This is a genomic window from Pseudomonas sp. B2021, assembly GCF_018135665.1.
GTDB lineage: Bacteria > Pseudomonadota > Gammaproteobacteria > Pseudomonadales > Pseudomonadaceae > Aquipseudomonas > Aquipseudomonas lactis.
In genome coordinates this window covers 1,627,263-1,645,900 of the sequence record NZ_SMOF01000001.1, presented here as the reverse complement: position 1 = coordinate 1,645,900, position 18,638 = coordinate 1,627,263, and the positions used below count along the sequence as shown (strand labels likewise).

General features: G+C 60.8%; 19 protein-coding genes. 10 read left to right on the top strand and 9 right to left on the bottom strand.

Annotated elements, in window-relative coordinates:
• Positions 1-477 precede the first annotated feature (477 nt).
• From E1K68_RS07360 to pdeM, 9 genes are all read left to right on the top strand, one after another.
• Entirely contained in the window at positions 478-1,482 is a 1,005-nt protein-coding gene (locus E1K68_RS07360) for a ligase-associated DNA damage response exonuclease (RefSeq protein ID WP_003189232.1), read from the top strand.
• Positions 1,479-3,113, top strand: a complete 1,635-nt coding sequence (locus E1K68_RS07355; RefSeq protein WP_212613914.1) for an ATP-dependent DNA ligase — start codon at positions 1,479-1,481, stop codon at positions 3,111-3,113. The genes E1K68_RS07360 and E1K68_RS07355 overlap by 4 nt, the downstream gene beginning before the upstream one ends.
• 309 nt (positions 3,114-3,422) lie before the next feature.
• Positions 3,423-4,202, top strand: coding sequence for a transporter substrate-binding domain-containing protein (locus E1K68_RS07350; protein ID WP_137205003.1), 780 nt, complete (start codon positions 3,423-3,425; stop codon positions 4,200-4,202).
• A 57-nt stretch (positions 4,203-4,259) separates the two neighbouring features.
• A complete protein-coding gene (locus tag E1K68_RS07345) occupies positions 4,260-4,988 on the top strand; it encodes an ABC transporter permease (RefSeq protein ID WP_003189227.1) in 729 nt (242 codons plus the stop codon).
• Complete coding sequence (locus E1K68_RS07340; RefSeq protein ID WP_003189226.1) at positions 4,985-5,695, top strand: ABC transporter permease; 711 nt, start codon at positions 4,985-4,987, stop codon at positions 5,693-5,695. The genes E1K68_RS07345 and E1K68_RS07340 overlap by 4 nt, the downstream gene beginning before the upstream one ends.
• 9 nt (positions 5,696-5,704) lie before the next feature.
• Positions 5,705-6,823, top strand: a complete 1,119-nt coding sequence (locus E1K68_RS07335) for a succinylglutamate desuccinylase/aspartoacylase family protein (protein ID WP_137205002.1) — start codon at positions 5,705-5,707, stop codon at positions 6,821-6,823.
• A gap of 13 nt (positions 6,824-6,836) precedes the next feature.
• On the top strand, positions 6,837-7,601 hold the full coding sequence (locus tag E1K68_RS07330; RefSeq protein WP_003189223.1) for an ATP-binding cassette domain-containing protein: 765 nt from the start codon (positions 6,837-6,839) through the stop codon (positions 7,599-7,601).
• A gap of 157 nt (positions 7,602-7,758) precedes the next feature.
• Positions 7,759-10,239, top strand: a complete 2,481-nt coding sequence (locus E1K68_RS07325; protein WP_094775055.1) for a ligase-associated DNA damage response DEXH box helicase — start codon at positions 7,759-7,761, stop codon at positions 10,237-10,239.
• Positions 10,239-10,889 carry a ligase-associated DNA damage response endonuclease PdeM gene (pdeM, locus tag E1K68_RS07320; RefSeq protein WP_003189219.1) on the top strand — a complete coding sequence of 217 codons (651 nt, stop codon included), beginning with the start codon at positions 10,239-10,241 and terminating at the stop codon, positions 10,887-10,889. Before E1K68_RS07325 ends, pdeM begins: the two co-directional genes overlap by 1 nt.
• Before the next feature lie 22 nt (positions 10,890-10,911).
• On the opposite strand, the gene E1K68_RS07315 is transcribed toward pdeM, so the two are convergent.
• Positions 10,912-11,109 (bottom strand): hypothetical protein, encoded by a 198-nt coding sequence (locus E1K68_RS07315; RefSeq protein ID WP_003189217.1) that lies wholly within the window; start codon positions 11,107-11,109, stop codon positions 10,912-10,914.
• Between the two features lie 108 nt (positions 11,110-11,217).
• Positions 11,218-11,784 carry a dCTP deaminase gene (gene dcd / locus E1K68_RS07310; RefSeq protein WP_003189215.1) on the bottom strand — a complete coding sequence of 189 codons (567 nt, stop codon included), beginning with the start codon at positions 11,782-11,784 and terminating at the stop codon, positions 11,218-11,220.
• A gap of 388 nt (positions 11,785-12,172) precedes the next feature.
• Between dcd and E1K68_RS07305 the strand changes: the two genes are divergently transcribed.
• On the top strand, positions 12,173-12,382 hold the full coding sequence (locus E1K68_RS07305) for a cold-shock protein (protein WP_002554837.1): 210 nt from the start codon (positions 12,173-12,175) through the stop codon (positions 12,380-12,382).
• Positions 12,383-12,630: 248 nt separating this feature from the next.
• Here E1K68_RS07305 and rpoS read toward each other — a convergent pair whose 3' ends face one another.
• From rpoS to fghA, 7 genes are all read right to left on the bottom strand, one after another.
• Positions 12,631-13,638, bottom strand: a complete 1,008-nt coding sequence (gene rpoS, locus E1K68_RS07300) for an RNA polymerase sigma factor RpoS (protein ID WP_003189214.1) — start codon at positions 13,636-13,638, stop codon at positions 12,631-12,633.
• 106 nt (positions 13,639-13,744) lie between these two features.
• A complete protein-coding gene (locus E1K68_RS07295; RefSeq protein ID WP_003189213.1) occupies positions 13,745-14,581 on the bottom strand; it encodes a peptidoglycan DD-metalloendopeptidase family protein in 837 nt (278 codons plus the stop codon).
• Between the two features lie 209 nt (positions 14,582-14,790).
• Positions 14,791-15,426: a protein-L-isoaspartate(D-aspartate) O-methyltransferase gene (locus tag E1K68_RS07290; protein ID WP_169850588.1), complete on the bottom strand. Its 636-nt coding sequence runs from the start codon at positions 15,424-15,426 to the stop codon at positions 14,791-14,793.
• A gap of 41 nt (positions 15,427-15,467) precedes the next feature.
• Positions 15,468-16,217: a 5'/3'-nucleotidase SurE gene (gene surE, locus E1K68_RS07285; protein WP_212613913.1), complete on the bottom strand. Its 750-nt coding sequence runs from the start codon at positions 16,215-16,217 to the stop codon at positions 15,468-15,470.
• Complete coding sequence (gene truD / locus E1K68_RS07280; protein ID WP_003189208.1) at positions 16,205-17,263, bottom strand: tRNA pseudouridine(13) synthase TruD; 1,059 nt, start codon at positions 17,261-17,263, stop codon at positions 16,205-16,207. Before truD ends, surE begins: the two co-directional genes overlap by 13 nt.
• The gene (gene ispF, locus E1K68_RS07275; RefSeq protein ID WP_003189207.1) at positions 17,260-17,733 is read right to left on the bottom strand and encodes a 2-C-methyl-D-erythritol 2,4-cyclodiphosphate synthase; all 474 of its coding nucleotides are present in this window, start codon (positions 17,731-17,733) and stop codon (positions 17,260-17,262) included. The genes truD and ispF overlap by 4 nt, the downstream gene beginning before the upstream one ends.
• Before the next feature lie 54 nt (positions 17,734-17,787).
• Positions 17,788-18,633, bottom strand: a complete 846-nt coding sequence (gene fghA, locus E1K68_RS07270; RefSeq protein WP_003189205.1) for an S-formylglutathione hydrolase — start codon at positions 18,631-18,633, stop codon at positions 17,788-17,790.
• Positions 18,634-18,638 lie beyond the last annotated feature (5 nt).

Sequence of the window (18,638 nt, the reverse complement as noted above, 5' to 3'; positions counted from 1 at the left end):
CGGGCACACCGAGCCTAAGCGAGGGGCCGAGTGGTGGGGCAAGAGCGTTTTGCTTACTTTGCCGCTTTTGCAAAGTGAGCCGCCGTCAGGGCGGAACCCTAAGTGGCCGTTACCGCAGAAATGGATATGTACTCGGTATAACAGTGTCGCCTGTCAGGCCGCCTTCGCGAGCAAGCCCGCTCCCACAGTTGGATCGCGGGGTGTCAGGTAGATAGGTGTCGGCTGTCAGGACGTCATCGCAGGCAAGCCAGCTCCCACATTTAGATCGTGGGGTGTCAGGTAGATAGGCGTCGGCTGTCAGGCCGCCATCGCAGGCAAGCAAGCTCCCACAGTTGGATCGCGGGGTGTCAGGTAGATAGGTGTTGGCTTTCAGGCCGACATCGAAGGCAAACCCACATCTGCACTGCCCGCATTCAAATAGAACTTCTACCCCCAGCCCCGCCTCATAACTGACAAGCCCACCGCCCCGGCAACCCCATGGACCTCGTCATCGCCCGCCCCGAAGGCCTCTACTGCCCTGCCGGTGATTTTTACATCGACCCCTGGCGCCCAGTGGAACGCGCAGTCATCACCCACGCCCACGGCGACCACGCCCGCACCGGCAATCAACACTACCTGGCCGCCGCCCCCGGCGAAGGTATCCTGCGCTGGCGCCTGGGCCAGGACATCAACCTGCAAACCCTGGCCTACGGCGAACGGTTGGTGCATCACGGCGTGACCTTAAGTTTTCATCCGGCCGGGCATGTACTGGGTTCGGCCCAGGTACGCCTGGAATACCAGGGCGAAGTCTGGGTGGCGTCCGGCGACTACAAGGTCGAACCCGATGGCACCTGCGCGCCCTTCGAACCGGTGCCCTGCCACACCTTTATCACCGAATCCACCTTCGGCCTGCCGATTTACCGCTGGCAGCCCCAGGCGCAGATTTTTGCCGGGATCAATGACTGGTGGCAGGCCAATATCGCCAGCGGCAAAGCCAGCGTGTTGTTCTGCTACTCCTTCGGCAAGGCCCAACGCATCCTCCATGGGCTGGACGCCAGCATCGGCCCGATCCTCAGCCACGGCGCCGTCGAGCCGTTGAACCGGGTGTACCGCGAAGCGGGCATCTACATCCCCGAGACGCTGTATGCCGGCGACTTCAAAAAGACCGACCCACTGCTGCGCCAAGCCCTGATCATCGCCCCGCCCTCTGCCGGTGGCAGTACCTGGATGCGCCGCTTTGGCGACTACAGCGACGCCTTCGCCAGCGGCTGGATGCGCCTGCGCGGTACACGGCGGCGGCGCGGTGTGGACCGTGGTTTCGTGCTTTCGGACCACGCCGACTGGCCTGGCTTGTTGTGGGCCATCGAACAAACCGGCGCACACCGGGTGATGGTCACCCATGGTTCGGTGGGTGTGTTGGTACGTCACCTGCGGGAAAAGGGCTTGGATGCCCAAGGCTTCAGCACCGAATACGGCGATGACGAAGAAGAGGTCACGGCATGAAAGCCTTCGCCGAGCTGTACGCCAACCTCGACGCCACCACTTCCAGCAATGCCAAGCTCGCCGCCCTGCAAGCCTACTTCCTGCAGGCGCCGCCGGCCGATGCGGCCTGGGCTGTGTACTTTCTTAGCGGCGGGCGGCCCCGGCAATTGGTGCCGACACGTCTGCTACGGGACATGGCCACCGAAGCGGCCGGTATCGAACCCTGGCTGTTCGAAGAGAGCTACCAGTCGGTGGGAGATCTGGCCGAGACCATCTCCCTGCTCCTGCCAGAATCCCCCTACACTTCCGAAGACGGCTTGGCCGTATGGCTGGAAGAAAAACTCCTGCCCCTGCGCGGTCTGCCGCCCATGGACCTGGCAGACCGGCTGCCAGCGCTGTGGGCGCAACTGGACCAACCGAGCCTGATGGTGTGCATCAAATTGATCACCGGCAGCTTCCGCGTCGGGGTGTCCAAACTGCTGGTGACCCGCGCCCTCGCTGCCATGGCCGACCTCGACAGCAAGCGCGTGGCGCAGCGGCTGGTGGGCTACACCGACCTGTCGAACCGTCCGACAGCCGAAGGCTACCTCAAGCTGATCGCCGCCGAATCATCCGACGAACACGCGCAACGTGGCGGGCAGCCCTATCCGTTTTTTCTGGCTCACGGGCTGGCGCAACCGGTGGAGCAATTCGACACCCTGCTCGGTTCGCCCGCCGACTGGCAGGTGGAATGGAAGTTTGATGGCATTCGCGCACAACTGGTCAAGCGCGAGGGGCGCCTGTGGGTCTGGTCTCGCGGTGAAGAGTTGCTGACTGAACGTTTCCCTGAACTCCACAGCCTGGTCAGTGGCCTGCCCGACGGTACGGTGATTGATGGCGAAATCGTGGTGTGGAAAGACTCGGTGCAACCCTTCGCGCTGCTGCAACAGCGCATTGGCCGCAAAACCTTGAGTAAAAAAGTGCTAGAGGATGCGCCAGTGGCGGTGCTCGCCTACGACCTGCTGGAATATCAGGGCGACGACTGGCGCAACCACACCCAGGCCGAACGTCGTACCCAATTGGAACAGGTGATCGCGGGGTGCAACCAACCGGTGTTATTGCCCTCGCCCTTGCTGGAAGGCAAGACCTGGGCAGCCTTGGCCGCGCAGCGCGAAGCCTCTCGCAGCCTGGGGGTGGAAGGCATGATGCTCAAGGATCGCAAGGGCCTCTACGGCGTGGGCCGCACCAAAGACATGGGCCTGTGGTGGAAGTGGAAGGTCGACCCCTTCAGCGTCGACGCCGTGTTGATCTACGCCCAGCGCGGCCATGGTCGGCGCGCCAGCCTCTACAGTGACTACACCTTCGCCGTATGGGACGGCCCGCCGGGCAGCGAGCGCACCCTGGTGCCGTTCGCCAAGGCGTATTCCGGGCTGACCGACGAGGAAATGCGCAAGGTCGACGCCATTGTGCGCAAAACCACGGTGGAGAAGTTCGGCCCGGTCAGCAGCGTGACGCCGAGCATGGTGTTTGAGCTGGGTTTCGAAGGAATTGCCCTGTCCAAGCGGCACAAGAGCGGGATTGCGGTGCGGTTTCCGCGGATGCTGCGCTGGCGCCAGGATAAGGCCGTGGAGGAAGCGGACAACCTGGCCACGCTACAAGACCTGCTGACCTGATCCAGCCCCTTGTAGGAGCTGGCTTGCCTGCGATGACGGTGAGTCAGCTACCCCATGTAACAACTGACCCACGCTATCGCAGGCAAGCCAGCTCCCACCTTTTGATCAGCGACAGTTCCACAATGGTGCGCTGGAAATTCCATGCCCACTTTCGGGCACCGCCTACACTTGAAACGGCCTTATCCCACCTTTTAAAAAGCCCATCCGGAACTATGGTGCAGAAATTGCTACTTGTGATGGGTCTGACACCGTTCAGTAACAGTCCTAATCGCGCCACAAGCGCTTATCTTGGTTTCCAGGGATTACCTAATGAAAAAAGCATTGCTGACCCTTTCTGCACTGGCTCTGTGCATGGCTGCTGGTGTTGCTACAGCCAAGGAATACAAGGAATTGCGTTTTGGTGTCGACCCTTCCTACGCACCGTTCGAATCCAAGGCCGCCGACGGCAGCCTGGTGGGCTTCGATATCGACCTGGGCAATGCGATCTGCGCGGAGCTGAAGGTCAAGTGCAAGTGGGTCGAAAGTGACTTCGACGGCATGATCCCGGGCCTGAAAGCCAATAAATTCGATGGCGTGATTTCGTCGATGACCGTGACCCCAGTGCGCGAGAAGGCCATCGACTTCTCCTCCGAGCTGTTCTCCGGCCCGACTTCACTGGTGTTCAAGAAAGGCGCTGGCTATTCGACGCCAGACTCTCTCAAGGGCAAATCCGTCGGCTACGAGCAAGGCACCATCCAGGAAGCCTACGCCAAGGCTGTGCTGGATAAAGCCGGGGTGACCACCAAGGCTTACGCCAACCAGGACCAGGTGTACGCCGACCTGACCTCCGGGCGCCTTGACGCTTCCGTGCAGGACATGCTGCAAGCCGAACTGGGCTTTCTCAAGTCGCCAGCCGGTGCCGGCTATGAAGTGAGCGCCGCGATTGACGACCCGCTGCTGCCGTCGAAAACCGCGGTCGGTATCAAAAAAGGTAACACCGAACTCAAGGCGCTTTTGGATAAAGGTATCAAAGCGTTACACGATGATGGCACCTACGCCACTATCCAGAAGAAACACTTTGGCGATCTGAACCTGTACAGCGGCAAATAATGCCTGGGGCGCCCTGCTTCGGGCGGGGCGCTTTTTTATCGCCATAGGTCCTGATTTATGTTCGAAGATCTGTTGCAAACCCTCGGGCTGAGCGCATTCAGCCTAAAGGGTTTCGGCCCGCTGTTGCTGCAAGGTACCTGGATGACCATCAAGTTGTCGGTGCTGTCCCTGGCCGTCAGCGTCTTGCTGGGCCTGCTCGGCGCCAGCGCCAAACTGTCCAGCCTGGCCATTGTGCGTATCCCCGCCCAGCTCTACACCACCCTGATTCGCGGGGTACCGGACCTGGTGCTGATGCTGCTGATTTTCTACAGCCTGCAAACCTGGCTCAGCGGCTTTACCGACTTTATGGAATGGGAATACATCGAGATCGACCCGTTCAGCGCCGGGGTGATCACCCTGGGCTTTATCTACGGGGCGTATTTCACCGAAACCTTTCGCGGCGCGATTCTCGCCGTGCCCCGCGGCCAACTCGAAGCCGCCACCGCTTACGGGCTCAAGCGCGGGCAGCGGTTTCGCTACGTGACCTTCCCGCAGATGATGCGCTTTGCGCTGCCGGGCATCGGCAATAACTGGATGGTGATGCTCAAGGCCACCGCACTGGTGTCGATCATCGGCCTGGCAGACCTGGTAAAAGCCGCCCAGGACGCTGGCAAGAGCACCTATCAACTGTTTTATTTCCTGGTGCTGGCGGCGCTGATCTACCTGTTGATCACCAGCGCCTCAAACTTTGTCTTGCGCCGACTTGAACGTCGCTACTCCGCAGGCGCCCGGGAGGCAGTGCGATGATCGAGCTATTGCAGGAATACTGGCGCCCCTTTCTTTATAGCGACGGCCAGCACATCACCGGCCTGGCCATGACCTTGTGGTTGCTCAGTGCCTCGCTGGTGATCGGCTTTCTGGTGTCGATCCCACTGTCCATCGCCCGCGTTTCGCGCAAGCGCCTGGTGCGTTGGCCCGTGCAGTTCTACACCTACCTGTTTCGCGGTACGCCGCTCTATATCCAATTGCTGATCTGCTACACCGGCATCTACAGCCTTGCCGCCGTGCGGGCACAACCGGTGCTGGATGCGTTCTTTCGCGATGCGATGAACTGCACCCTGCTCGCCTTCGCCCTCAACACCTGCGCCTACACCACGGAGATCTTCGCCGGGGCGATCCGCAGCATGGCCCACGGCGAAGTCGAGGCGGCCAAGGCTTACGGCCTCAGCGGCTGGAAGCTGTACGCCTATGTGATCATGCCTTCGGCGTTGCGACGCTCGTTGCCCTACTACAGCAACGAAGTGATCCTGATGCTGCACTCAACCACGGTGGCCTTTACCGCAACGATCCCGGACATCCTCAAGGTTGCGCGGGACGCCAACTCCGCCACCTTCATGACCTTCCAGTCATTCGGCATTGCCGCACTGATCTATCTGACGGTGACCTTCGCCCTGGTCGGTCTGTTTCGCCTGGCGGAACGTCGTTGGCTGGCCTTTCTCGGGCCGAGCCACTAAGGAGTTTGCATGCGCCATCAGCTACATGACCTGATCGCGCCGGTGCCCGGCACGGCGCGGCAGATCCACAGTTTTCACTTCGGCCCGCAGCAGCCCGAAGGCAAGGTGTACATCCAGTCCTCCCTGCATGCCGATGAATTGCCGGGCATGCTGGTGGCCTGGCACCTGAAGGCACGCCTGGCAGAACTTGAAACGGCCGGGCGCTTGCGCAGCGAAATCGTGCTGGTGCCGGTCGCCAACCCGGTGGGCCTGGAACAGGTGTTGATGGACATCCCCTTGGGCCGCTACGAACTGGAAAGCGGGCAGAACTTCAATCGCCTGTTCGTCGATCTCAGCGAAGACGTCGGCAACCAGGTCGAAGACCTGCTGGGCGATGATCCCCAGCGCAATGCCCAATTGATCCGCAGCGCACTGTCCCACGCCTTGGCCGCGCACACCGCTCAGACCCAGTTGCACTCCCAACGCCTGGTGTTGCAACGCCTGGCCTGTGATGCCGACGTGGTGCTGGACCTGCATTGCGACTTCGAAGCCGTGGCGCACCTGTACACCACGCCCGAAGCCTGGCCACAGGTAGAGCCGTTGGCGCGCTACCTGGGCTCGGAGGCCAACCTGTTGGCTACCGATTCCGGCGGGCAGTCTTTTGACGAATGTTTCACCCTGGTGTGGTGGCAATTGCAGCAACGCTTCGGCGAACGCTACCCGATCCCCATGGGCAGCTTGTCAGTGACCGTCGAATTGCGCGGCCAGGGCGATGTCAATCACGGCCTCGCCGCGCTGGACTGCCAGGCCATCATTGATTATTTGATCCACTTCGGCGCCATTCACGGCGATGCAGCCCCCTTGCCTGCCCTGGCCTACCCGGCTACGCCGCTGGCGGCGGTGGAGCCGGTGACTACCCCGGTGGGTGGCTTGCTGGTATTCAACGCTCTGCCAGGCGAATACCTGGAGGCCGGGCAATGGGTCGCCGACATCATCGACCCCATTACAGACCGCGTAACGCCTGTGCACTGCCAGCACGCCGGGCTGCTTTACGCCCGCTCGCTACGCCGCATGACCACGGCCGGCATGGTGATCTGCCATGTCGCCGGCACACAGGTCTACCGCAGCGGTTATCTACTTTCGCCTTGAGGATGCACGCCCCATGTACAAACTGACCGTTGAAGGCCTGCACAAAAGCTATGGCGACAATCAAGTGCTCAAAGGTGTGTCGCTCAAGGCCAAGACCGGTGATGTGATCAGCTTGATCGGCGCCAGTGGCTCAGGCAAGAGTACCTTCCTGCGCTGTATCAACTTTTTGGAAACCCCCAACGATGGCGCCATGACCCTGGACGGCCAAGCGATCCGCATGGTCAGCGACCGCCAGGGTATGCGCGTGGCCGACGATGCCGAGCTGCAACGCCTGCGCACGCGGCTGGCGATGGTGTTCCAGCACTTCAACTTGTGGAGCCACATGAGCGTGCTGGAAAACATCACCATGGCCCCTCGGCGTGTGCTGGGTTGCAGCAAAAAGGACGCTGAGGACCGCGCCCGCCGCTACCTGGACAAAGTCGGGCTGCCGGCGCGCGTGGCCGATCAATACCCGGCGTTCCTGTCAGGTGGCCAGCAACAACGCGTCGCCATCGCCCGCGCCCTGGCGATGGAGCCGGAGGTGATGCTGTTCGATGAACCCACATCAGCCCTGGACCCGGAGCTGGTGGGCGAAGTGTTGAAGGTGATCCAAGGCCTGGCCGAGGAAGGCCGCACCATGATCATGGTGACCCACGAGATGAGCTTTGCGCGCAAGGTCTCAAGCCAGGTGCTGTTCCTGCATCAGGGCCGGGTGGAGGAGCAAGGCCTGCCAGAGGATGTGCTGGGCAATCCGAAGAGCGAACGCCTGCAACAATTTTTGAGCGGCAACTTGAAGTAGGAGCGAGCTTGCTCGCGAAAATCGTCAACGATAACGCCGGCAACCTGGAGAAACACGGTGCCTGGGCCTTTTTCGCGGGCTAGCCCGCTCCTACAGTTGAACGTCGGCGGTGCCTGAAGGGTCTTTGAACTAACCCCTCCAGAGCGTCCGCTGCCGCATGGCAAAAAACCCCGACTTCGCCAAGCAATGGTTTGCCACCCAAGGGTGGAAGCCATTCGCCTTTCAGAAAGAGGTATGGGCCGCGGTCAAGGCCGGCCAGTCGGGGTTACTGCATGCCAGCACTGGGGCGGGTAAAACCTATGCCCTCTGGTTTGCCGCCCTCAATCGTTTCGCCATCACCCGCCCGCCCGTCACAGGCAAACGCAAACCGCCTGCCGAGCCGCTGACCGTGCTGTGGATCACGCCGATGCGCGCCTTGGCCGCCGACTCCGCACGCGCCCTGCAAGCCCCACTGGAGGCGTTGCAGATTCCCTGGAGCGTGGGCCTGCGCACCGGTGATACCAGCAGCAGTGAACGCGCGCGCCAGACCCGTCGCCAACCCACCGCCCTGGTCACCACCCCGGAAAGCCTCACGTTGATGCTGGCCCGCGCCGACAGTGAGACCAGCCTGGCGCACCTGCGCATGGTCATCGTGGATGAATGGCATGAACTGATCGGCAATAAGCGTGGCGTGCAGTTGCAACTGGCGCTGGCACGCTTGCGGCGCTGGCACCCTGAGTTGATGGTGTGGGGTATTTCCGCGACGCTGGGTAATCAGGCCCACGCTTTGGAAGTACTGGTCCCACAGGGCGACGGCATTAATGTACAGGGGCAAACGGCCAAGGCACTGAAGGTCGACACCTTGCTGCCGCCCGTCACCGAGCGCTTTCCTTGGGCCGGGCATATCGGTTTGAAGATGTTGCCGCAGGTGGTCGCCGAGGTAGAGGCCAGCAGCAGTTGCCTGGTATTTACCAATACTCGGGCGCAATCGGAGATCTGGTACCAGGCGATTCTGGACGCGCGTCCGGACTGGGCCGGCTTGATTGCCCTGCACCACGGTTCGTTATCGCGCGAGACCCGCGACTGGGTGGAGCGGGCGTTGAAAGACGGGCAACTCAAGGCGGTGGTGTGCACCTCCAGCCTCGACCTGGGCGTGGACTTCCTGCCGGTGGAACGGGTGCTGCAAATTGGTTCCGCCAAGGGCGTAGCGCGGTTGATGCAACGCGCCGGGCGTTCCGGCCACGCGCCAGGGCGGCCCTCACGGGTAACGCTGGTGCCCACCCACAGCCTGGAGTTGGTGGAAGCCGCGGCCGCCCAGGATGCGATCGCCCAACGGCACATCGAAGCGCGGGAATCACCTTACAAGCCGCTGGATGTGCTGGTCCAACACTTGGTCAGCATGGCCTTGGGCGGCGGGTTTACTCCGGCAGCACTGTTGGACGAAGTGCGCGGCGCCTGGGCCTATCGCGACCTCACCGAAGCGGATTGGGCCTGGACCCTGGGGTTTGTGCGCCATGGTGGCCTGTCACTCACCGCTTATCCGGATTACCGCCGCGTGGAGCCCGATGAGCACGGCATCTGGCGTGTCCCGGATGCACGCCTCGCACGCCGCCATCGCATGAGCGTCGGCACCATCGTCAGTGATGCCAGTATCCAGCTCAAGTTCTGGAGCAAGGGCGGCGGCGGCAAGAACCTGGGCAGTGTCGAGGAAGGGTTTATTGCAAGGCTCAAGCCGGGGGATGGGTTTCTGTTCGCCGGACGCTTGCTGGAACTGGTGCGCGTGGAAACCATGACCGCCTATGTACGTCGCAGCACCGCGAAAAAAGCCGCCGTGCCACGCTGGAATGGCGGGCGCATGCCCCTTTCCAACGAACTGGCCCAGGCGGTAGTCGAGCGTTTTGATGCCGCCGCCCATGGGCAGTTCGACGGCCCGGAGATGCAGGCGGTGCAACCGTTGCTGCACACCCAATTGCGCTGGTCCGGCCTGCCGACCCGTGAGCATTTGCTGGCTGAAACCCTGCGTTCGCGGGAAGGCTGGCACCTGTTTCTGTACCCCTTCGCTGGCCGCCAGGTACACCTGGGCTTGGCCAGTTTGCTGGCCTGGCGGGTCAGCCAACAGCAGCCGCTGACCTTCTCGATTGCGGTGAATGATTATGGCCTGGAGCTGTTGAGCGCCACCGAGGTGCAGTGGCCCCAGCTGTTGAACGCTACGTTGCTGAGCCCCCAAGACCTGCTGGCTGACGTGATCGCCAGCCTCAATGCCGGCGAACTGGCCCTGCGCCGCTTTCGCGAGATTGCGCGAATCGCCGGGCTGGTATTTGCCGGGTATCCCGGCGCGCCGAAAAGCACGCGACAAGTGCAGGCTTCCAGCGGCTTGTTCTTTGAGGTGTTCAAGCAATATGACCCGCAGAACCTGCTGCTGGCCCAGGCCGGTGAAGAAGTTCTGCGTGATGAATTGGATATTCGCCGGCTGGAACACACGCTGAATCATCTGTCGACGCTGAGGCTGGACCTGCACACGATCCAGCGGCCCACACCCCTGGCCTTCCCGCTGCTGGTAGAACGGATGCGCGAAAGCATGAGTTCGGAAAAGCTTTCGGAGCGCATCGCGCGGATGGTCAAGGACCTGGAAAAAGTCGCCGACAAAGGGCAAGGCTGATGCATTACCCACTGATGCTGGAAGGCGAAGAGCTATGGCTATTGCCGGACAAGGCCGTGTATTGGCCCGCACGTCGATGCCTATTGATTGCCGACGCGCATTTTGGCAAGGCGTCGGCCTATCGCAGCCTGGGGCAGCCGGTGCCACAGGGCACGACTACGGCCAACCTGGAACGCCTGGACAAGCTGTTATCGGCCCTGCCGTGCGCGCAGTTGATCTTTCTCGGCGATTTCCTGCACGGCCCTGGCTCTCACGCCAGCGGCACCCTGAACGCCATCAGGGCCTGGCGTGAGCGCAATCGCCCACTGGCCTTGACCTTGATTCGCGGAAATCACGACAAACGCGCCGGCGACCCACCGCTGGATTTGGCCATTGAGGTGGTCCCCGAGCCCCTGCTAATGGGCCCTTTCGCCTTGCAGCATGAGCCAGAGGCACACGTCAGCCACCATGTACTGGCGGGGCATGTGCATCCGGTGTACCACCTGCGAGGCAAAGGGCGCCAACGGCTGCGCTTGCCGTGCTTCCAGATCGGCGCTCAGGTTAGCCTGCTGCCAGCCTTTGGCGCGTTTACAGGGGGTTATGCCGTGGAGCAGGCCCAAGACCAGCGAATCTTTGTGATCGGCGATCACCAAGTCTGGCCGATTCAATGAATCGATAAGGCCCGCTCAGGTATCAGGCAACAGGCGCGGGTGGTGGCTCGTCCGGTAAGGTCGGCTCACCCGGCTCGGTAGGCTGCGGGTAATCAGGTTCAGGTTGACCGGGGATGCCGCCCCCGTGCGCGGGGTTGGCCATCAGGGACCAGGCCAGAACACCAATCTGGTTGGGTTCAAGCCGGGCGAGTTCTGCGCTGATTCGCGGGTCGATCTTCATAGGGTACTCCTCAAGTATGGCCCGGCGCGTTTCACACGCGCCGAAGCAGTACACCTAGATAGAGTCACTTTCTGCAGACAAATTCCCTTTGCCCGTAGGAGCTTTAGATCAAGCGCGTGGGAGAGTGACGCCGCGTTGGCCCTGATACTTGCCCGCACGGTCTTTGTAGGACACTTCACAGGCCTCGTCGGACTGCAAGAACAGCATTTGTGCCACGCCTTCGTTGGCGTAGATTTTCGCCGGCAAAGTGGTGGTGTTGGAGAATTCCAGGGTCACGTGGCCTTCCCACTCAGGCTCAAGCGGCGTGACGTTGACGATAATGCCGCAGCGGGCGTAGGTGCTTTTACCCAGGCAGATGGTCAGCACGTCGCGAGGAATACGGAAGAACTCCACGGTGCGCGCCAGGGCGAAAGAGTTGGGCGGGATGATGCACACGTCGCTCTTGACGTCGACGAAGCTCTTTTCGTCGAAGTTTTTCGGATCGACGATCGCCGAATTGATGTTGGTGAACACCTTGAATTCATCGGCGCAACGCACGTCGTAGCCATAGCTGGAAACGCCGTACGAAATCACGCGCTCGTCGCCTTCGCCACGAATCTGGCGTTCGACGAACGGCTCGATCATGCCGTGTTCCTGCGCCATGCGGCGAATCCACTTGTCCGATTTGATGCTCATGGCGGTGTCCTGAATAGCGAGGCGAAAAAAATCTGTGGGCCATCTTACCGGGGCCGGCGTTGGGGTTCAAAGGCCGCACGGGTTTTCTTGATGAATGCACCGCCAGCTATAAGCCGCAGCCAGCGTAGCCGGGGCCCGGATGGCCGGCATCAATGACTGTAAATACCACCGCCAGTCACGAAAATAGAGAAACCTTCGGAAATACCATTGGCACGTTCCGGAAAAAGGGTTAAGGTGGCGCCACTGTGCTGCTTGTGTCACTGAGAATCTCTACACGATATGTTGAATTTCGATCCAACCATCTCCAAGAATTTTTCCTGCTCTTTGCACTCAGTCTCGGCCAGGGCTTTTCCTGAGTCGCAGTTAACTTTGTCCAAGGAGATACACCATGTCTAATCGCCAAACTGGTACCGTTAAGTGGTTCAACGATGAAAAAGGCTTCGGCTTCATCACTCCACAATCCGGTGACGACCTGTTCGTTCACTTCAAAGCTATCCAATCCGACGGCTTCAAAAGCCTGAAAGAAGGCCAACAGGTTTCTTTCATCGCTACCCGCGGTCAGAAAGGCATGCAAGCTGAAGAAGTTCAAGTTATCTAACTTGTACTGACTTAGTCGAAAAAACCCCGCCCTTAAAAGCGGGGTTTTTTTATGCCTGGATTTCGGGATGCCTGATCGTTCCCGCGCTCTGCGTGGGAACGCCTCTTGTGACGCTCGGCGTCGCGCTTTGGGACGCCGAGCGTCCAGGGCTGCATTCCCACGCAGAGCATGGGAACGATCAGGGCACAGCAAAACGCCCGGTGCATTCACATGCATCGGGCGTTTTGTCATCGCTGCCCTACCAATCGTTATTGGAACAACGACTCACTCGACAAGCCATTCTTCTCCAGGATCTCGCGCAAGCGCTTGAGGCCCTCTACCTGGATCTGCCGCACCCGCTCACGGGTCAGGCCAATCTCCAGGCCCACATCCTCCAGGGTGCTGCTCTCATGGCCGCGCAGGCCGAAGCGGCGAATCACCACTTCACGCTGCTTGTCCGTGAGCTCTGACAGCCACTGGTCAATACTTTGGGAAAGATCATCGTCCTGCAACAGCTCGCAAGGATCCGTCGGACGGTCATCGGTCAGGGTGTCCAGCAGGGTTTTATCCGAATCCGGCCCCAGCGAGACATCCACCGAAGACACACGCTCGTTAAGGCCTAGCATGCGCTTGACCTCCCCTACCGGTTTTTCCAGCAGGTTGGCGATCTCTTCAGGCGAAGGTTCATGATCGAGTTTTTGCGTCAGCTCACGCGCTGCCCGCAGGTAGACGTTGAGCTCCTTGACCACATGGATCGGCAACCGGATCGTGCGGGTCTGATTCATGATCGCCCGTTCGATGGTCTGGCGAATCCACCAGGTGGCATAGGTAGAGAAACGGAAGCCCCGCTCAGGGTCGAACTTCTCCACAGCCCGGATCAAGCCCAGGTTGCCCTCCTCGATCAGGTCCAGCAGGGACAGCCCACGATTGACATAGCGTCGGGCGATTTTCACCACCAGGCGCAGGTTGCTTTCAATCATGCGCTTACGCCCAGCCGGATCGCCCTTCTGCGACAGACGCGCAAAATGGACTTCTTCTTCGGGGGTCAATAGAGGGGAAAAGCCGATTTCATTGAGGTACAGCTGGGTCGCGTCGAGCGCCCGCGTGTAGTCAACGTACTTGTGCTGCTTCAATGCGGCAGCATTCTTGGATTTGGTGCGAACTGAAGGTGGTGATACCCCTTCATTATCTGACATCGTTTCCAAATCGATACCGGCCTCCATAAGGAGAACCTCATCGTCGATGTCAAACTCCGGCACTTCTTTACTGAGAGCCATTGTTATAGTCCTTTGGTGAGTTCGACCTCAAGCTCAAGCGACGCCTCTATCCTTGGCAACGCTGGAGCCTGTTCCTTCTACGTGAGGGAACAGGCTGTGCAACACATCAACGACGGGGCAGGAATTGCAGCGGATCTACAGGCTTCCCTTGGCGGCGAATCTCAAAGTGCAGTTTCACCCGGTCTGTGCCCGTTGACCCCATTTCGGCAATCGTCTGTCCGACCTTGACCTGCTGCCCCTCCCGAACCAACAACCTGCGGTTATGACCGTAGGCACTGACGTAGGTATCGCTGTGTTTGATGATGACCAGCTCGCCGTAGCCCCGCAAACCACTCCCGGCGTACACCACTGTCCCATCAGACGCAGCTAAAACAGGCTGTCCCAAATCCCCGGCGATATCAATGCCTTTATTCAAACTACCGTTTGAAGAGAATTTTCCAATCAACACTCCGTTTGAGGGCCATCCCCAACCGGTCGGCGCAGGCCCGGCAGGTGGCAACGGCGCGGGTGCCGGCTTGCTCGCAACCGTAGGCGTGGCGCTGCCTGCAGGCCGAGTGATGATGGTGGTCTTGCTCGAGGACGATGGCGAAGAACCCGACTTTGTCACAACTGCCGTAGGTGCAGAACCTGAGCGACCATCGAAACGAATGGTCTGCCCTGGATGGATCGTATACGGCACAGGAATGTTGTTACGGGCGGCCAGCGCCTTGTAGTCCCAGCCATAACGAAAGGCAATCGAAAACAGGGTGTCGCCTTTGCGCACCACGTATTGACCGGTGGTCACCGTGGGCCTTTGGGGGGTTGCGTTGGTACGGTCAACGACCCGCGCACCGCCGGATGGCGTGCTCGAGCAGGCTGCCAATAAGGAACTCAAGACAAGGCCAAGCACCAGTCGCTGAAAGCTTGTTTTACTCATTCGCTGCGCAGGACCTGTGAGACTCACCCGCCGCTCCCTTTGTGGTGGCTGAACGTTAACGCCTGGATCAGGCTTGAAATATGACGCAAGTATAACTGGGCATTGGCTTTTTACTGGCACATGACTGAAAGGAAAAATTCATCATGTTTAATCGTGGCTGCCAGGCATGTTGATTCAATAGACCCCGCCGTAAGACACATCCCCGCTTACAGAATTCACTGCGCGCGAATAAATGATCAGGCCAGCGGGCCGTTGAGCAAGGGTACGAAACGCACGGCACCGAGTACATGCCGGGAAAAGCCTTCGTCCTCACGGATAATAAGCATCAACTGTTGCACTTCGCCGGAGCCCACCGGGATGACCAGCCGCCCGCCAGGTGCCAATTGATCCAGCAAGGCTTGCGGCACATCGGTGGCCACGGCGGTGACGATGATACCGTTGTAGGGCGCCAGCGCCGGCCAGCCCTCCCAGCCATCGCCCCAGCGAAATACCACGTTGCGCAGGTTCAGCTCCACCAGACGCTCTTTGGCCCGGTCCTGCAGCACCTTGATGCGCTCGACCGAAAACACCCGCTCTACCAATTGCGACAGCACGGCCGTCTGGTAGCCGGAGCCGGTGCCAATCTCCAGCACCTTGTCCAAAGGCCCCGCCGCCAGCAGCAGCTCGCTCATGCGCGCGACCATGTAAGGCTGAGAGATGGTCTGGTTGTGACCGATGGGCAACGCCGTGTCTTCATAGGCACGATGCGCCAGGGCTTCATCGACAAACAGGTGCCGCGGCGTGCGCCGGATCACTTCCAGCACCTGCGCGTTGGACAAGCCTTCTTCATACAGGCGCTGGATCAACCGCTCCCGGGTGCGCTGGGAGGTCATCCCGATGCCACGGCGCAACAGGTCGTCTTGTTCACGAGCCATCAACGCAGTCCCTCCAGCCAGCCATCAAGGCCACTGAAGGCATCACTGAAGGTGCGATCAAACAGCAACGGGGTAACGGAGACATAGCCTTGCATCACCGCATGAAAGTCCGTGCCCTCGCCGCCATCTTCGGCGTCGCCGGCCGCGGCGATCCAATAGCCTTCCTTGCCGCGTGGGTCGACCAGCTTCAAGGGCGCCGCCGCACGGGCGCGATGGCCCAGGCGCGTGAGTTGGATGCCGCGAATATGGTCGAGGGGCAGGTTGGGGATATTGACGTTGAGTACCGTACGCGGCGGCAGGTCCAGGGAAGCATGGGCCTCCACCAACTTGCGCGCGTAGTAGGCCGCCGTCGCCAGGTTATCCAGTTGCCGCGAAGCAAAGGAAAAGGCAAAGCCGGTTCGGCCCAGGAAGCGCCCTTCGAGGGCCGCCGCCACGGTGCCGGAATACAGCACGTCATCGCCCAGGTTGGCGCCCAGGTTGATCCCCGAGACCACCAGGTCTGGCTGGTGCTCCAGCAAACTGTTGATTGCCAGGTGCACGCAGTCGGTGGGGGTTCCGTTGACGCTGATAAAGCCATTGGCCAGGACCCGCGGGTGCAGCGGACGGTCGAGCGTCAGCGAACTGCTGGCGCCGCTCTTGTCCTGGTCGGGGGCAACCACCACGCACTCGGCGTAATCCTGCAGCGCAGCATGGAGCGCGGCAAGACCGGGTGCGGTGGCACCGTCATCGTTTGATATCAGAATACGCATGGGCTGTCCGTCTGCCCCACCGGCACCAGATCAACAAGCTCGCGCACCAAGACAGTGGCGAAGCATCCGGCCGGCAGGACGAATTCCAATTGCAGAATGTCAGGCCCGGGATAATGCCACGTCAACCCGCCAATGGGCAGTCGCAGAATGCGACGTTCCTGGCTCATTCCCGCCTTCACCAGCCAATCACGTAGGTCTGCTTCGCCAGCGACGACAGATTGTTCCAGCTCGTACGTAAGACCTTTCGCCGGCGAATCACCTTCGCCCCACTGCGGGCCGGTGGGATGCAGGTCCAGGATCGCCAGGCGCGGGTCACTGCACTCAGCTTCCCCGGCCGGAAAAAAACTGCGACTGTCGGTAAACGCCAGCAGATCGCCGACTTGGGCTCGCTGCCATGAACCGTCGGCGACGCGGGCCGCCAACACTTTGTTGAACAGGTAACTGCGAGCCGTGGACAGCAAGCGCGAGCGCACGTTGCGCTGCTCGGGCAGGGCCTTGCGGGCAGCCCACTCGCGAGCATCCACCACGTTGCCGCCGTTGTGGCCAAAACGCTGGGTGCCGAAGTAATTGGGGATGCCGTGCCGCGCAATCAACTGCAGACGTGCGTCGATGGCAGCGGTGTCGCCGGCCAGTTGGGTCAGGCGCAAGGTGAAGCCGTTGGCCGAATGGGCACCGCGCTGCAACTTGCGTTTGTGACGCGCAGTTTTCAGGATCTTGAGGGTGTCGTTTTCTGCGCCGCTCATGTCCGGGTCGGCCTTGCCGGGCAATTGCACGCTGAACCACTGACGGGTCAGGGCTTGACGGTCCTTGAGCCCGGCATAGCTGACGGTGCGCAACGGTACGCCAGCAGCCTTGGCGATACGCCGTGCGGCCTCCTCGGTGTTCAAGCCGCGTTTTTCCACCCACAGCCACAGGTGCTCGCCGTCGCCGGTCAGCGGGATGTCCAGCACCTCATCAACCTGGAAGTCTTCGGCCGTGGCCTTCAGTACCGCGCTGCCCAGGGCCTCGCCATAGGCCCGCGGGCCCAGCAGTTGCAGGTCGTTCATGCGCGCAGCAACAAGGCGACGGAGTGCACTGCGATGCCCTCTTCACGACCGGTAAACCCGAGCTTTTCGGTGGTGGTGGCTTTCACGTTGACTTGATCCAATTCAATTTGCAGGTCTGCGGCGATCGCTGTGCGCATCGCTTCGATATGGGGGGCCATTTTTGGCGCCTGGGCGACGATGGTGTTATCGACGTTGCCGACCTTCCAGCCCTTGGCGTGGATCAGGCCGACCACATGGCGCAGCAACACACGACTGTCCGCGCCCTTGAAGGTGGGATCGGTGTCCGGAAAGTGCTTGCCGATATCGCCCAATGCCGCCGCGCCGAGCAAAGCATCGCTCAAGGCGTGCAAGACCACGTCGCCGTCGGAATGAGCCAGCAACCCATGGTGGTGTGCAATGCGCACACCGCCCAGGGTGATGAAATCGCCTTCAGCGAAACGGTGCACATCGTAGCCGTGGCCAATACGCATAAAAAAACGCCCCGATTTAATTCAGGGCGTGATTCTACCTACTTTTGCCTCGGATTAACCGAGCAAAGCACGACCATGATGGCGCAAATGGTCTTCGATGAAGCTGGCGATGAAGAAGTAGCTGTGGTCGTAGCCAGGCTGCAGGCGCAGTTCCAGCGGATGGTTGGCTGCTTTGGCCGCTTGCTGCAAGGCTTCGGGCTTGAGCTGAACCGCGAGGAAATCGTCGCGATCGCCTTGGTCCACCAAGAGCGGCAACTTTTCCGAGGCTTCGCTGATGAGCACGCAGGCATCCCATTCGCGCCATTTCGAACGCTCTTCCCCCAAATAACGGGAAAAGGCTTTCTGGCCCCACGGGCAGTCCATCGGGTTGTTGATCGGCGAAAACGCCGACACCGACAGGTAACGTCCAGGGTTGCGCAATGCGCAGACCAGCGCACCGTGACCGCCCATGGAGTGGCCGCTGATACCGCGCTTATCGGAGGCAGGGAAATGCGCCTCTACCAATGCCGGCAATTCCTGCACCACGTAGTCATGCATCCGATAGTGCTTGGCCCAGGGTTCCTGGGTGGCATTGAGGTAGAAGCCCGCGCCGAGGCCGAAGTCCCAGGCATTGTCCGGGTCGCCCGGCACGCCGAGGCCGCGGGGGCTGGTGTCCGGCGCGACGATGATCAAGCCCAGTTCGGCGGCCATGCGCTGGGCGCCGGCCTTCTGCATGAAGTTTTCGTCAGTACAGGTCAACCCGGACAGCCAATACAGCACCGGCAGCTTGCCGCCCTGCTCTGCTTGCGGCGGCAGGTAGACGGCAAAGGTCATGTCGCAACCCAGCACATCGGAATGATGCTTGTAACGTTTATGCCAGCCGCCGAAGCTCTTCTGGCATGACAGGTTTTCCAGACTCATGGCCG

Bases quoted from the DNA above. Each gene is read 5' to 3' on its own strand.
- E1K68_RS07350 (WP_137205003.1), top strand. From the start codon at position 3,423: ATGAAAAAAGCATTGCTGACCCTTTCTGCACTGGCTCTGTGCATGGCT.
- E1K68_RS07335 (WP_137205002.1), top strand. From the start codon at position 5,705: ATGCGCCATCAGCTACATGACCTGATCGCGCCGGTGCCCGGCACGGCG.
- E1K68_RS07290 (WP_169850588.1), bottom strand. From the start codon at position 15,426: ATGACCTCCCAGCGCACCCGGGAGCGGTTGATCCAGCGCCTGTATGAA.
- E1K68_RS07345 (WP_003189227.1), top strand. From the start codon at position 4,260: ATGTTCGAAGATCTGTTGCAAACCCTCGGGCTGAGCGCATTCAGCCTA.
- surE (WP_212613913.1), bottom strand. From the start codon at position 16,217: ATGCGTATTCTGATATCAAACGATGACGGTGCCACCGCACCCGGTCTT.
- rpoS (WP_003189214.1), bottom strand. From the start codon at position 13,638: ATGGCTCTCAGTAAAGAAGTGCCGGAGTTTGACATCGACGATGAGGTT.
- E1K68_RS07330 (WP_003189223.1), top strand. From the start codon at position 6,837: ATGTACAAACTGACCGTTGAAGGCCTGCACAAAAGCTATGGCGACAAT.
- E1K68_RS07305 (WP_002554837.1), top strand. From the start codon at position 12,173: ATGTCTAATCGCCAAACTGGTACCGTTAAGTGGTTCAACGATGAAAAA.
- E1K68_RS07355 (WP_212613914.1), top strand. From the start codon at position 1,479: ATGAAAGCCTTCGCCGAGCTGTACGCCAACCTCGACGCCACCACTTCC.
- pdeM (WP_003189219.1), top strand. From the start codon at position 10,239: ATGCATTACCCACTGATGCTGGAAGGCGAAGAGCTATGGCTATTGCCG.
- fghA (WP_003189205.1), bottom strand. From the start codon at position 18,633: ATGAGTCTGGAAAACCTGTCATGCCAGAAGAGCTTCGGCGGCTGGCAT.
- ispF (WP_003189207.1), bottom strand. From the start codon at position 17,733: ATGCGTATTGGCCACGGCTACGATGTGCACCGTTTCGCTGAAGGCGAT.
- truD (WP_003189208.1), bottom strand. From the start codon at position 17,263: ATGAACGACCTGCAACTGCTGGGCCCGCGGGCCTATGGCGAGGCCCTG.
- dcd (WP_003189215.1), bottom strand. From the start codon at position 11,784: ATGAGCATCAAATCGGACAAGTGGATTCGCCGCATGGCGCAGGAACAC.
- E1K68_RS07315 (WP_003189217.1), bottom strand. From the start codon at position 11,109: ATGAAGATCGACCCGCGAATCAGCGCAGAACTCGCCCGGCTTGAACCC.
- E1K68_RS07360 (WP_003189232.1), top strand. From the start codon at position 478: ATGGACCTCGTCATCGCCCGCCCCGAAGGCCTCTACTGCCCTGCCGGT.
- E1K68_RS07325 (WP_094775055.1), top strand. From the start codon at position 7,759: ATGGCAAAAAACCCCGACTTCGCCAAGCAATGGTTTGCCACCCAAGGG.
- E1K68_RS07340 (WP_003189226.1), top strand. From the start codon at position 4,985: ATGATCGAGCTATTGCAGGAATACTGGCGCCCCTTTCTTTATAGCGAC.